The sequence below is a fragment of the Mariprofundus sp. KV genome (assembly GCF_013387475.1).
In the GTDB taxonomy this organism is placed as follows: domain Bacteria; phylum Pseudomonadota; class Zetaproteobacteria; order Mariprofundales; family Mariprofundaceae; genus Mariprofundus.
Genome location: NZ_VWNB01000008.1, coordinates 19,863 through 34,187, shown reverse-complemented (window position 1 = coordinate 34,187; position 14,325 = coordinate 19,863). Strand labels below are relative to the sequence as shown.

Annotated in this window: 11 protein-coding genes; 1 reads left to right on the top strand and 10 read right to left on the bottom strand. The window is 55.5% G+C overall.

Annotated features, from left to right (window positions below; all coding sequences use genetic code 11):
- Positions 1-10: 10 nt before the first annotated feature.
- From F3F93_RS07765 to miaB, 7 genes are read right to left on the bottom strand one after another with little or no spacing between them, the layout of a single operon-like run.
- A complete protein-coding gene (locus F3F93_RS07765) occupies positions 11-529 on the bottom strand; it encodes a Smr/MutS family protein (protein ID WP_176958615.1) in 519 nt (172 codons plus the stop codon).
- Complete coding sequence (locus tag F3F93_RS07760) at positions 530-1,519, bottom strand: NAD(P)H-dependent glycerol-3-phosphate dehydrogenase (RefSeq protein ID WP_176958614.1); 990 nt, start codon at positions 1,517-1,519, stop codon at positions 530-532.
- Positions 1,520-1,544: 25 nt separating this feature from the next.
- Positions 1,545-3,002: an apolipoprotein N-acyltransferase gene (gene lnt, locus F3F93_RS07755; RefSeq protein ID WP_347239228.1), complete on the bottom strand. Its 1,458-nt coding sequence runs from the start codon at positions 3,000-3,002 to the stop codon at positions 1,545-1,547.
- Positions 2,995-3,837, bottom strand: a complete 843-nt coding sequence (locus tag F3F93_RS07750; RefSeq protein ID WP_176958613.1) for a hemolysin family protein — start codon at positions 3,835-3,837, stop codon at positions 2,995-2,997. Before F3F93_RS07750 ends, lnt begins: the two co-directional genes overlap by 8 nt.
- Positions 3,834-4,319 (bottom strand): rRNA maturation RNase YbeY, encoded by a 486-nt coding sequence (gene ybeY / locus F3F93_RS07745; RefSeq protein ID WP_176958612.1) that lies wholly within the window; start codon positions 4,317-4,319, stop codon positions 3,834-3,836. The genes F3F93_RS07750 and ybeY overlap by 4 nt, the downstream gene beginning before the upstream one ends.
- Positions 4,316-5,266, bottom strand: a complete 951-nt coding sequence (locus F3F93_RS07740; protein ID WP_176958611.1) for a PhoH family protein — start codon at positions 5,264-5,266, stop codon at positions 4,316-4,318. Before F3F93_RS07740 ends, ybeY begins: the two co-directional genes overlap by 4 nt.
- A gap of 18 nt (positions 5,267-5,284) precedes the next feature.
- On the bottom strand, positions 5,285-6,643 hold the full coding sequence (gene miaB, locus F3F93_RS07735; RefSeq protein ID WP_176958610.1) for a tRNA (N6-isopentenyl adenosine(37)-C2)-methylthiotransferase MiaB: 1,359 nt from the start codon (positions 6,641-6,643) through the stop codon (positions 5,285-5,287).
- A gap of 101 nt (positions 6,644-6,744) precedes the next feature.
- Here miaB and F3F93_RS07730 point away from each other — a divergent pair, with 101 nt between their 5' ends.
- Positions 6,745-7,869, top strand: a complete 1,125-nt coding sequence (locus tag F3F93_RS07730; protein ID WP_176958609.1) for an HDOD domain-containing protein — start codon at positions 6,745-6,747, stop codon at positions 7,867-7,869.
- A gap of 53 nt (positions 7,870-7,922) precedes the next feature.
- On the opposite strand, the gene F3F93_RS07725 is transcribed toward F3F93_RS07730, so the two are convergent.
- The 3 genes from F3F93_RS07725 to smc are packed head-to-tail and all read right to left on the bottom strand — an operon-like array spanning position 7,923 to position 14,286.
- Positions 7,923-8,777, bottom strand: a complete 855-nt coding sequence (locus F3F93_RS07725) for an HDOD domain-containing protein (protein WP_176958608.1) — start codon at positions 8,775-8,777, stop codon at positions 7,923-7,925.
- A 1-nt stretch (position 8,778) separates the two neighbouring features.
- Complete coding sequence (locus F3F93_RS07720; protein ID WP_176958607.1) at positions 8,779-10,752, bottom strand: GspE/PulE family protein; 1,974 nt, start codon at positions 10,750-10,752, stop codon at positions 8,779-8,781.
- Between the two features lie 60 nt (positions 10,753-10,812).
- Entirely contained in the window at positions 10,813-14,286 is a 3,474-nt protein-coding gene (gene smc, locus F3F93_RS07715) for a chromosome segregation protein SMC (RefSeq protein WP_176958606.1), read from the bottom strand.
- Between the last annotated feature and the right edge of the window lie 39 nt (positions 14,287-14,325).

Genomic DNA, 14,325 nt, shown 5'->3' with positions numbered 1-14,325 from the left:
TGCCAATAGCTTACGTGCCCTGTCTGCGCAGCAGAACGAGACAGGCCCCGCCACCACTACCCGGCTCAGGAATCGCCGCCAGCACTGCATAGGCAAAAGGGCCATCTTGCAGCCAGTGATAGAGAGCCTCTTTGAGAATCGCCTTGCCGTGGGAATGCAGACCGCGCCCGTGAATAATTCGCATGGCACGCTGCCCGCCCTGCAGCGCAGCTTCAAAGACTAAAGCCAGTTGGCGCTGCGCCTCATCGCGCGTGAAACCGTGCAGATCAAGCGTATATTCAACAGGTGGCTCGCCGCCAGCCAGTCGCCGCAGCCGTTCGCGGGAGACACCATCGGCAACCAGTCGCCACGGATCTTCTGAGCGCTCAGGTGAACAATCCTGGCGTGGCGGATTGATCAGACCCGTTCCGACTTTGATCGGAACCACCCTTTTTCTCTTTTTCCGCAGCGCTGACCCTATCTTGTTGGATGGGGCAAGTGGGCGAATTTCACCCACTGCCTCGACAAACAGATCATCCTCATCGGCCATCTATTCCGGCCGCTCCGGCCTCGCCATCAACTGTGTCACTGCCTCTTTGATCGCAATGCTACCACTTAAAATGTGGTGAACACTCTGCATCAGCGGCAACTCAATATTCAATTTCTCAGCCAGCAGGTTGGCAGCCTTGGCTGTGCGGACACCCTCGACAACCTGACCAATCTCCTCAATAGCAACAGAGCAGCTTCTCCCCCTGGCAACAGCGATACCGAACTGGCGATTGCGCGACAGCTCACCGGTACAGGTAAGCACAAGATCTCCAAGCCCTGAAAGACCCATCATCGTCTCTGTTTTACCACCACAGGCGACACTCAGGCGCGCCATCTCGGAGAGGCCTCGCGTCACAGCTGCAGCAACCGAGTTGTGGCCAAAACCGAGTCCATCAGCCATACCTGCAGCAATGGCAATAACATTTTTAAGCGCGCCACCCATGGCCACACCAACGAGATCATCGCTGGGGTAGATGCGGAAGTTGGTATCATCAAAATATGATGCTGCGGCTGCAGCCAGCCCCAGATTTTCTGCCGCCATGGTAATGGCGGTGGGCTGCCCCTTTGCCACCTCCACTGCAAAAGATGGCCCTGAAAGCAGCGCAATACGCGAGCTGTCGATATATCTGGCCAACATCTCATCAGTGCGGATCAGCGTCTCCGGATGCAGCCCCTTACAGGCGGCAATGACCGGATAGTCGCCACTGCCAAGCAGCGGCAGATAATCATCCACGGCAATGCAGGGCAGTGCATAGACGCAGGCATCGATATTCGCGATAGCCAACCCGGTATCTGCAGTGATACGGATATTTTCAGGCAGGGTTATACCCGGCAGATAGTGGCGGTTCTCGCGACTCGATGCGATGGCAGCCACCTGCTCATCATCGCGTGCGACCAGCCAGACATCGCGCGCACCACTGCGGGCCAGCACCAGCGCCAGCGCCGTTCCCCAGGATCCCGCACCCAACACACAAACCTGCTGTCTGCTCATAGAATTTCCCCTTTCATGGATGCACTTATTCACCTTTTCTGAATATCAGAGGGATTACTAACAAAATCAACAGAGCCAGCAAAGGAGTATCTCCCCATTTCACATAGGGGGTTACCGCCTTGGAGAGCCTGAACTCACCAACCAGAGACTGTTTGGTCCACCACGGGATAGCGCTTCTCACCTTGCCATCAGGTCCGATAATCGCTGTCACGCCTGTATTGGCCGCACGCAACAGATAGCGGCCACTCTCCACCGAACGCATGCGGGCAGCCTGAAAATGCTGCCAGGCCGCCGGAGTAGTGCCGTACCATGCATCATTGGTGACATTGACCAGCACCTGTGCACCGTTCTGTACCCGCAGGCGCGCCTGTTCAGGAAACAGCGATTCATAACAGATCAGTGAGCCGTAACTGACACCACGCAACTGCACGGTGCCTGAATCTTCAGCAGGCCTGAAGTTGGCGATAGCCGGAACCAGTGCTCTCACAAAGGGCACCCATGACGGCACATACTCACCAAATGGCACCAGGTGCTGTTTACCCGCAAACTCACGACTGCTGCCAGCCGGTTCTTCAGCAAACAGACCGTTATTGGCCGTACTCTCTCCGGTCAGCTTCAACCCGCCAAAGATCAGCGGCACCTGCCAACCAGTAATATTACCACTAAGCCAGCTGTCCCACTCCGGTGCGCGCTCCAGAAAGAAGGGGATTGCAGCCTCAGGCCAGATAATCACATCACTCTTCCCTGCCACCTGCTCAGAGAGCTCGGCATATCTGAACATCGTCTCATTAAGAAAGGCGGCATCCCATTTCTGATCCTGTGGAATATTGCCCTGAATCAGCGCGGCGTGGTAAACCTCTTCACCGGTTGCATCCAGGGGTTGCGGTGCAGCCAGCACCAATAGCGTGGAGATGAGAAGGCCGCCTGCTCCCCACTTTTTCTCTTCATGGGTAACCAGCAACAGCAGTGATGCCGCCAGCAGAGCCGGTATAAAGGCCAGACCGTATACACCGAACCACGATGCCCAGCCGATGGCCGGTGTATCAAGCATCAGATTACCCAGTGCAGTCCACGGCAGGCCGGTAAATATATGCCCCCGCACCCACTCCTCAACCACGGCAACGCTCGGAAAGCTGACCAGAATCCAGTGTGTTCGTCCACCATCCCTGGCTGCCAGCCAGGCCCACAAGGCCGGTAACAGTGCCATCACGCAACCGACCACCAGCACACAGAACCAGGCCACTGCCCACGGCAGATGGCCGAAGGTGTGCAGGGTTGGTGCCAGCCACCAGGCGCCGAAACCGAACCAGCCGAAACCAAAGGCGAAACCGATGCGAAACGGAGCCCCCTGACAGAGCAGCCATAAAAACCCGGCCAGAGCCGGTATCGCCAGCCAGGCGTAATCAAAGGGGGAAAATGCAAAAGGCATCAGCCCGCCCAGAGCCAATGCCAGCAGCATCTGCAGTTTGCGGGAGTCAGCCACCAGAACTGTCGGGCTGTGAGTCCTGCAAACGCAGCATACGCACCTTCGTGATACGTCGCGGATCAGCCTCTACAATATGAATCTGAAACCCCTCCAGCGTGATCACTTCACCGACTTGCGGGATGCGTGCCAGCCGGTCGGTAAGCCAGCCACCCACAGTATCATAATCGCCCAGCGGTAGTTTCACCCCGAGCTCTTCACTGAGATCTTCAATATGCATCAGCGCCAGCACGATATAGCTGCCATCGGACTGAACATGACACTCACTCTCATCCTCTTCGCTCTCATCGCGGATCTCACCAACAATCTCATCCAGCAGATCAGAGAGCATCACCAGTCCGGCTGTACCCCCATACTCATCCAGCACCATGGCAATATGACACCCTTCGTCCCGCATCTCTTCAAGCAGGCCGGAGACCTTCTCCAGCTCCAGTACCCGCAGACAGGGGCGCAGGATCGCAGCCAGAGATGGCGACTCACCACGCACACGGGCAGCCAGAACATCCTTGGTATGCACAACACCAAGCACATGGTCGATATCTGATTCAATTACAGGCAGGCGGGTAACGCCATGCTCAATCAGTGCAGCTTCCACCTCGGCAAGGGATGCATCCACATTCACGGCATGGATCTCCGAGCGCGGCACCATCACTTCACGCACGCGGGTATCATTAAAGGCCACCACCTGCTCCAGCATGCTGCGCTGCTCATCCGACTGTACCGCTTCGGCGCGCCCGAGAACCGCCAACAACTCCTCATCATCTCGCCCCGGACGAAGGTGTTCAATCAGTGACTCACGCAGCTTACGTGTCCATTTCTGGAATGTGGAACTCATATCTTCTCCGGATTCTCTTTTGTTTGCACTGGATAGGGGTCGTGCAGACCGATCTTTGACATGATCTGCCTCTCCAGCGCCTGCATCTCATCTGCATCGTCATCATCAATATGATCAAAGCCCAGAAGGTGCAGGGTAGCATGCACAATCAGGTGCAGAGTGTGATCTGCCTGTGGCAGCCCCAGACGCTCAGCCTCATTAAGGATAAAGGGAACGGCCAGCGCAATATCACCGAGCGACTCGGAAAAGTCGAACTCAGGGGCCTCCTGCATGGGAAAGGAGAGCACATCAGTCACGCTATCCTTGCTGCGCCAGGTCGCATTTAGCTCCTGCACCACCTCATCGGCTGCAAAACGGATACACATTTCAGGCTGCTCTCCTGAATGACCGGCAGCTTCACAGGCTATCAACACAGCACTCTCGATACCTTCGGGAGCGCTGAATGAGGCTTCAAGCTCATCATCAATAACAACGTCGATCACGGCTCCTGCTTCTCCATCCCTTCATAGGCATTGACTATCTTCTCAACCAGCTGATGGCGAACCACATCACTACTGCTCATGCGCGATATACCGATATCGGTGACATGCTCCAGCACCTGCAGGGCATGCAGCAGCCCACTCTGCTGATGGCGGGGCAGATCGATCTGGGTGACATCACCGGTCACCACCATCACCGAACCAAAACCGAGGCGGGTGAGAAACATCTTCATCTGTTCACGCGTGGTGTTCTGCGCTTCATCGAGGATCACAAATGCATCATTGAGTGTTCGTCCACGCATATAGGCAAGCGGAGCAACTTCAATGCGCCCCTGCTCCATCATGGCATTCATCTTCTCCACGCCGAGCATATCGGAGAGTGCATCAAACAGCGGACGCAGATAGGGGTCGACCTTCTGCTGCAGATCCCCGGGAAGAAATCCGAGCTTCTCACCAGCCTCCACAGCCGGACGGGTCAGGATAATGCGTTCAACGCGATTGCTGCTGAGAGCAGCCACAGCTGCGGCTACAGCCAGATAGGTCTTTCCTGATCCGGCCGGGCCAACCGCCAGCGAGAGTGTGTTGCGCTGAATAGACTTAAGATAACTGCGCTGGTTGGCTGTTTTGCCACTGATATGGCGCCGACCGGCGATCAACACCCCTTGTTCGACTTCGCTCTGGCTACTATCGCTCACCTGAACATCCTTCAATACACCCTCCACATCAACATCACTGAGTTCACCTGGCTGTGAGGCGGCCCTTGCAGCAAGCTGCAGCATTGCTGCGCGCGCAGCTGCAGCCTGCGCACCGTCAATATCCCAGGCTCCGGGCTGACCATGAAACTGTACCTGATAGAACGTCTCGATCCTGTTGACGATGCGGTTGCCGGCACCGCACAGGCGCTGTAGAGAAATTGCATCACGCGCCTCAAGACGCAGGGAAACTGTCATAACAGGGTAATCATGCCTTTAATCATCAGCAAGAATCAACTCGCCCCTGAGCGACTGACCATAGGCCTCAGTGATACGCACCGGCATAATCTGTCCGATCTGACGCTTCTGACCCTTGAAATGGACAATTTTGAAATCGGCCGTGCGCCCGGCCATATCGCCGGCATCGCGACTCTCTTTCTCAACCAGCACCGCAACCGTTTTTCCGACCTGCGACTGCATAGCCTCCCGTGTCTGTTCGCGCGTCAGCGTTAGCAGCTGCTGCAGACGAGCATCTTTCACCGCTTCAGGCACGCTGTCCTCAACCTTGGAGGCGGGCGTTCCCGGCCGTGGTGAATACTTGAAACAGAAGGCGGAGTCGTAATGAACACGGCGTACCAGATCGAGTGTCTGTTCAAAATCCTCATCGCTCTCTCCCGGATATCCGACAATGAAATCGGAAGAGAGGGCAATATCGGGGCAGTGCTGACGCAACTCATCAATAATACGGAAATAGGTTTCACGATCATGGCCGCGATGCATCACTTTGAGCAGATGATCCGAACCGCTCTGTACCGGCAGATGCAGATAGGGCATCAGCTGCGGAATCTCGGCAAAAGCGACACAGAGTTCACTGGTCATCTCCATCGGATGGCTGGTGGAAAAACGCAGACGCTGAAGGCCGGGGAGTGCAGCCACGGCATAGAGCAGCATGGTGAAGTCCCACTCCTCTTCATCCGGTCCCGGACCACGATAGGCATTCACATTCTGCCCCAGCAGACTGATCTCCACTGCGCCTCCGGCCAGCAGTTCGCGACACTCATCAAGAATATCTGTAACAGGCCGTGATATTTCAGCACCGCGCGTATAGGGCACCACACAGAAGGTGCAGAATTTATCGCACCCCTCCATGATCGTCACACAACCGACTGCACCATGACTCTCCGCTTTGGGCAGATGATCAAACTTCTCGATCTCCGGCATATCAATTTCGGTCAGGCAGACACGATCACGGCGAATCTCTTTGATCATCTCAGGCAGGCGATGGTAGGTCTGCGGGCCGAACACAATATCAACGTAGGGCGCACGCTTCTGAATGCGCTCCCCCTCCTGCTGACCGACACAGCCACCCACACCGATAATCATGTCAGGACGTTTCTCTTTCAGCTTTTTATAGCGGCCAAGCTCGGAGTAGACCTTCTCTTCCGCTTTTTCGCGCACCGAACAGGTATTCATCAGAATCACATCGGCCTGATCCGGCGTTGCCACAAGCCTTAGGCCATAGGCCTGCTTCATCATATCCGCCATACGGCCGGAGTCATATTCGTTCATCTGGCAGCCGTAAGTTTTAATAAACAGCCTGTCCAGACCTAGTAGTTTTTGGCTCTCTTGTTTCATCAGGCGACGCAGGCTAGAGCGCCACCATATCCGAGGCAACTTATGGCACTGAATTTGCTGTCAGAAAGGAGTGCGCAGCAGCTGGCACCTTGGGGGTTCCTATGTCCTGGTTGGCAAAAATATTTGGCAAACGCAGTCGTGAAAGTGAGCGCAGCACAAGACCATCCCGCACCACAACCAGAAAATCCGTAGCCACCCAAACGGTGCAGATCAATGCGTGCCCCCCCAACTCACTCGGAGGCGTTCTTGCCAGCTGCCCCTCTTCACTGCGTCACAACTCCGCATATGATCTGAGCAAACCTCCCCGCCTAAATGGCGAGATACTTAAACATCTGCGCTCCAAGATTCATGAGATTCCACCGATGCCGGAGATCTGGCACAAGATTCAGCAGATTCTGGAGCAGCCCGACGCCTCAGCCGGAGAGCTGGGCGCAGTCATCGCACAGGATCCGATCCTTACCGCTCAGATTCTCAAGGTGTGCAACTCATCCGCCTATTCAGTGCCCGGCAGCTCCGAGATCAGCAATATTCCTCTGGCCATTGCCCGTCTCGGACTGGATGAGACCAGCAATGTCATCTTTAAGAGTCTTGCCCCTGAACTGGGACAGAGTGAGAAGATGCGTCAGCAGGTTCGTTATATCTGGATGCACTGCCAGTCGATCTCCAGCCTCACCCGACTGCTGGCTGAATCATGTCAGAAACTGGAGCGCCATGACGCCAGTCTGATCGGCATGCTGCATGACATCGGCAAGCTGGTGATCCTCAACCTTGAGACGGATGAGAAGCTTGCACAGTTAAAGACGGCTATCGACTCAGGTACTGATGCCCTGCAGGCTGAATATGAGCAGCTGGGTTACACCCACATTGATGCCGGTGTCATCCTTGCCCTGCACTGGCAGCTGCCAAAAAAGGTACAACACTTCATCTCATACCATCACCACACCGGCACGCTGCCCGTCTCCGCAATACCCAAAGAGCTGCAGCACGCCATGATGGCATTGAATCTTGCACATCTGATCTTCGACCATTTTGCCAAGGATGCATCTACCATGGCCAGCGAACTGGTCTGGAGTGGTCACTGCTGCGGTTTCGCCAGGGTGAATGAATCGTTCATTACAGATGAACTGCAGCTGCCCATCGAAAGCGCTGCTTTTTATCGTCAGCTGGAGGGAGAAGTATCCCGAATCAAAATCAGCTTCCCGGATCTCTTTGAGGCCACTGAATAGGCGGCTTCCGTTCTGAAAAAACTACATGGATGTCGTTTTCAGAGTTCCCCTGATCAACCGAGCTGGCTGAATATCTGCTCCAGCTCGGCCACACCATCTTCCAGTTCCACCTCCACAGCAGCCAGATGGGTCTCATTCACATTCAGTCTGCGCATCGGAGGATAGTGCAGCGCATCAATGCCCTCCGGCACATCATCAAAGGGTAGCGAATGGCCGCTGGAGTCGAGCATAAACTGCACGGCATCAATCAGGTCGATCAGATTCTCTCTTGGTCGATCATCGGCCTCAACGCCATGGTGAGACGCCAGTGCGATAAAGGCATCAGGCATATCCCAGTAGGTGAGCAGGCGACCACCCATTTCGCGATGCAGCTGCTTGAGGATAACCTTCTGCTCTTCAGGGGCACACTTAATGATCTCATCAGGTACGGCACAGATAATGGCCGAGACACCGACATCAAACAGCATGCCGCCAAGAAATGCCTCTTCAGGATCAACCGTGCGTGTCAAACGTGCCAGATGCTGGGCTGCAGTGGCCACCAGCAGAGCGTGGCGGGTGCTGTCGCGCAGAACCCCCTGCAGCTGCTTGTTTTTCACCGCCAGATGCACCTGACTTGAGATAGCAGTCAACAGCTGCAGCGTCCGGCGTCCACCCAATCGCTGAATCGCCATGGGAAGGTTACGGATCTCAGCTCCCCCGGCTCTAAAGCGGGCAGAGTTGGCAATACGCAGCACAGTGGTGGAGAGCGTTGAGTCTTTTGCCACCACCCTGGCAATATCGCCGGCGCCCTTGTTCTCGTCATTGACGATTTTGCGCACCTCCATCACCGCTTCAGGCAGTACCGGTAGCTTGGCGTCGCCTTGTCGAAAGCGGAGGCGAATCTCTTCAGCCAGTTGAAATGCGTCCATTCTATTCCCCATGTCCCATTAATCGGTAAATATCTTCTACTGAGCGCGTCGAGAGTGAGCGCGGCGCAATGCGATACACCTCTTCAGCGGTGGTCAGCCCAAGCAGCACCTTATAGAGCCCATCCTCCATCAGCGAGAGCAGGTTGGTGGTATCACAGCTGATCTGTCTGATATCGTGCGAACTCTTATGCGCCAGAATCGCCTCACGCACATCCTCATTGAGCACCAGTAGTTCATGCAGGGCAGTACGGCCATGATAGCCGGTACCGTAGCAGGTGCCACAACCTGTACCGCGATAAAAGGTACTGGTGCGCAATGTCTCATCATCAATGCCGATAAGGTTGGCAATACGTTTGTTCGGCATATAGGCCTGCCTGCACTCCGGGCAGATGGTGCGAATCAGTCGCTGAGCCAGAATACTGACCACGGTGGATGAGATCAGGAAGGTCTCAATGCCCATATCAATCAGACGCAACAGACCGCCGATCGAGTCCTCGGTATGAAATGTGGTCAGCACCTTATGACCGGTCAACGCCGCCTGTACAGCCACCTGAGCCGAGGGGCGGTCACGCACCTCACCCATGACAATAATGTCAGGATCCTGACGCATCATCGCTTTCAGTGACTGATCAAACGAGCGACCAGCCGTTGCATCCACCGAGCACTGCATGATACCGGGCACGATAAATTCGACAGGATCCTCCACGGTAATGATTTTGGTGGTTGGACGATTCAGGTAATCAACCGCGGCATAGAGGGTGGAGGTTTTACCTGAACCTGTCGGCCCGGTAATCAGCACCACGCCGGTCGGCACATCCAGCGCCTCATGTTTGAAGCGATCCAGCACACCACGACTCATACTGATCTGTTCGATATTTTTGATACCGCCGGAGCTGCGCAGAATACGCATCACCATGTTTTCGCCATAGATTGTCACATAGGTGGATACTCGATAATCCGCCCTGACATTACTCACTTCGCGGGTAAAGCGGCCATCCTGATGGCGACGGCTATCGGAGATGTCCATCTCTGCCAGCACCTTCAGACGTGCCAAAACGCGCTGCGAAAGTTCCGAGGGCAGATCCATTTTATGAATCAGCACACCATCGAGACGGAAACGCACGCGTGCTAAACCATCCATCGGCTCAATATGAATATCACTGGCATGATCGCGAATAGCCGCCAGCAGAATACTATCAACCACATCAGCGACCTGATCTTTCGCCTCACCGCCCCTGCCGCCTGCCGACTCAAGCTTACTGAGCAGGGAGAGGATCGCACTCTCTGCGGCAATCGAAACCACCGCCTTCTTCTGCATCCGTTTTTCAATCTCCTGAATTGCCGTGTTATTCAGAGGATTGGCTGTGGCGATTGAAACCTTGGTGCCACTGGCCTCATAGGGCACAGTCATATGCATACGCATAAATTTAATGGCAAACTGGGTAAGCACGGTGCGATCAGCGGTATCAATATCGAGATGAATCAAGGGCATCGCCAGCTGTTCAGAGAGCGCCTGGGCAAGCTGCCGATCTTCGATCAACCCCATTTCACGAATGACTTCGCCGATACGTTTCCCCGGAGAGCTTACAAGCTTCCTCTCCGCCTCCTGCAGCTGCTGCAGGGTGATATAACCCAGCTCACAGATCAACTCGCCAATGCGGAATTCTCTGCCATGTTTGCGGATAATGCGACGGTGTTCATCTTCAGTGAGAATGCCCAGCTCAGTGAGAATGGTGGATACAAGCTTACTGCTGCCCAGCTTCTCCTGTACACGCATCGCCTTTTTGACATCGGCAACACTCATCACACCATCCTGAACAAGGATGGCCGCAAAATGACCTCCGGGACGCTCTTTCAGGCCCGGTATCGACATCGCTTCTGATTGTGGGGTATCCGGCATGCATCCTCCTGCCCGACCAGCTCCATCATTGAGCAGGTTTCGTGCCAGTTGCCTGACCCGAATCATTGCATGCATGCAATGATGCTCTACCTGAGCTGTTTGGCACCTGGCACACTGCTGTCGTCAACAAGATCGTTAGTGCGGAACTGATTCCATATCGACAGCAACAATCTTGGATACGCCCGGCTCAGGCATTGATACACCGATCAGGCGATCGGCCTGCTGCATGGTAATTTTATTGTGTGAGATAGAGAGGAACTGCACCCGGTCGGAGAGCTCACGCACCATCTCGCCAAAACGCGCCACATTGGCGTCATCAAGCGGCGCATCCACCTCATCGAGCACACAGAACGGTGCCGGTTTAATCTTGAATATCGAGAACACCAGTGCCACAGCTGTCAGCGCCTTTTCACCACCGGAAAGCAGTGTGACATCCTGCAGTCGCTTACCCGGCGGCTGGGCAATCACCTCAACACCGGCGGTAAGCACATCATCGGAATCCAGACGCAGCTCGGCACGACCACCGCCAAAGAGCTGTGGAAAGGTCTGTTTAAAGTAGGCGTTGGTCTGCTCAAACACCTCAAGGAAGCGCTGGCGGGTAGTCCGGTCAATGCGTGTGATAGTGTCGTTGAGCGTTGCCAGACTCGCTTCCAGATCCGTAGCCTGCTCAGAGAGGAACACCTCCCGCTCGCTGGCCTGCTCAAACTCATCAATCGCCATCAGATTGACCGGCCCGAAACGCTCCAGACGATCACCCAACTCGTGGCTGCGGGCGATCATCACATCGGCATCTTCAAGATCGCCCATGCTTTCGATGCGCTTTAGAAGATCCGCTGCTGATCTCTGACAACGATTTTCGATCTCCTCTTCGAGATCCTGCAGGCGTGTTGCATCCTGAGCCTGTGAAAGCTCGATGGCCTGACGCTGTTCGCCGGCCAGCTGCAGCTGCTGGCGCGCCTGACGCTCGCTGCGCTCAGCCTCATGCTGTGCCTGCTGAAGCTCATGCCCCTGCTGGCGAATCTCATTCATCGCCTGATGCTGCTTCTCCACCTCAGTTGCCGCAGCAGCCAGCTGCTCATCCAGATCACTGTGGGCACGAACCTTGGCCAGCTCTGCCTCAGCCTGAGTAAGTCGCACCCGATCAGATTCGATCTGACCGGTTAACCGCGAACGCTCCTGCAGCAGCCGTTCACATTCACGCTGCATATTACCCCGGGCCTGCGCAAACAGAGCCAGTGACTGCTCGGCCTGTGACAGCCCTGTACGCGCCTGATTCAGTGACTGTTCACACCTGGCAACCTCACTATTCTGCTCATCAAGACGCCGGCGTGCGAGATCAAGGGCTTTCTGGTCCACACCGCCAGCCCGGTCCAGCTGCTGCTGCCAGTGATGGCGCTCTTCCGCAGCCTCATGGATATCACTCTGCAGACGCTGCTGACGCTCATTCAGGGACAGCTGCTCTGATTTTGAACGTGAGAGCTCAGCCTGAGACTTATGCCAGTCGCCTTCAGTTCTTGTCACCTCAATATGGGCCTGCTGCCAATCTTTCTGCTGCTTCTCCAGAGTCAATTCCGCTTCGGCAAATGTTTCAGAGACAGACAGCAGAGCCACTTCAGCCAGAGTCAGCTCACCTTCAGCATCGCGAAGCTTGCGCTGTGTGGCCAGACGGTTTGCAGTTCTGTTTCCGGCCGGCGGCACCAGCCACCCTTCCGGCTCATAACGCCAGCCATCACGACTGACACACTGCCCGTCACTGCCAAAGCCCTGAGCTATCTCATCAACCAGCCTGATCGGAGCAAACAGATCATAGAGCGGATGTTTAGGGTCTACACCGATGGCATCGGCAAGAGAATTTGCGGTAACGCTCTGACCTGCGCTACCGTTACCGGCAAACAGGGCGATCGGAGCGGCAGCCGAACGAGTCAGCATATCTCTCCAGCTATTCAGATCTGCATCAACAGGAATACGTACATCGGCAGAGCCTCCGCGCAGCGCCGCAGCCACCGCCGCCTCCAGCCCCTCGGGCACATTCAATGACTCATCAACCCAGATGCCACCCGATGCTCTCAGACCGTCACGCAGACCATCCGGAATATCCTGATTTTTGGTGCGTCCGCGCAGCTCCTGTACAGCGCCCTTTAACTCACGCACAGCAGACTCCTGCTGCGCCAGTGCCTGCGCCGCATTTTCCCGGCTTATCCTGCTCTGATCCAAGGCCTCCTGCGCTGATGCAACATGCTCTTCGGCGCAGCGATAAGCCTGTTCATTGGCACTGAGAAGCTTCTCAGCCTCCCCCATCGCTGCACTATTACGACTGATCTGCCCCTCTATCTCACAAAGCTGTTCTGCCAGTCGCGCTTCACGCTCAGCCAAACGAAGCAGTGCAGCCTCTGCCTTGTCGCGCTGCTGCCTGGCCTGCTCACCGCTATGTCGTAAGCGCTCATATTCAGAGAGACAGCCATCACGCTGCAACCCCTGCTGCTGAAAGCTCAGTTGCGCCTGCTCGAGGCTTGTGATGGCCATTGCTTTGAGAGCTTGCAGTTCGGAGTCATCCTGCTCAGCAAGGCGCTGTTCAGCCATTGCCAACTCTTCACAAACCCGACTACTGAATTCAGTCGCCTCCTCAATACGCGAGTTCAGCGCTGCCTTGCGCTCGGTAAACAGCCGGCGTTCGCCGGCAATACGCTCAGCCTGCTGCTGCAGGTCTGCACGGCGACGCTCTGCCTCGCGCAACTGATCCTGTAGCGACTGCGCCTCATCCTCATGGGCAACAACCTGCTGTCGCCGTTCTGCTACCTGTTTCTCAAAAACCGTCAGTTGCTGACCTGCTTCAGCCTCTGTTGCACGCGCCTGTTTCAGACGCTGCTCTATGGCCACGAAGCCCTCTTGCAGGTTGCGATAGCGCAGACCAAGACTGACCGACTGCAGATGCGTGAATTCATCCTGCAGCGTCTTGAAACGTTCTGCGCGTGATGCCTGCTGCTTGAGACTGCGACACTGACTGCGCACCTCTTCCAGAAGATCGAGCACGCGATCAAGATTCTGCTGTGTATCCTTCATGCGGCGACTGGCCTCTTTGCGTCGCGAGCGGTATTTCATCACCCCTGCGGCCTCTTCAAAGATCACACGACGCTCTTCAGGCTTGGCCGTTACCATGCGGGCAATCGAGCCCTGTTCAACGATGGCGTAGGCGCGGGTGGAGATGCCGGTATCGAGAAACAGATCAACAATATCTTTCAGCCGCACCATTTTGCCATTAATAAAGGCGTCGGAACCACCATCGCGCGTCAGCCGACGGCGAATACTGATTTCACTTAACTCGTGGTAGGGGCTGGCAAGGGTTCCTCTTTGAATGGCAAAGGTAAGTTCGACATCACAAACGGCCACCGGCGGACGGGTGTCGGATCCCTGAAATATGAGATCATCCATAACGCCACCACGCAGATGTTTTGCCGAGTGTTCACCCAGCACCCAGCGCAGCGCGTCAACAATATTTGATTTGCCACAACCGTTAGGCCCGACAATGGCAGTAATGCCACGATCCAGATCGATCTTGGTCGGATCAACAAATGATTTAAATCCGGCCAGCTCAATACGCTTCAGCCGCATCTGAAAATCACCTGCCGCAGACTAACATTTGCAGTTCTC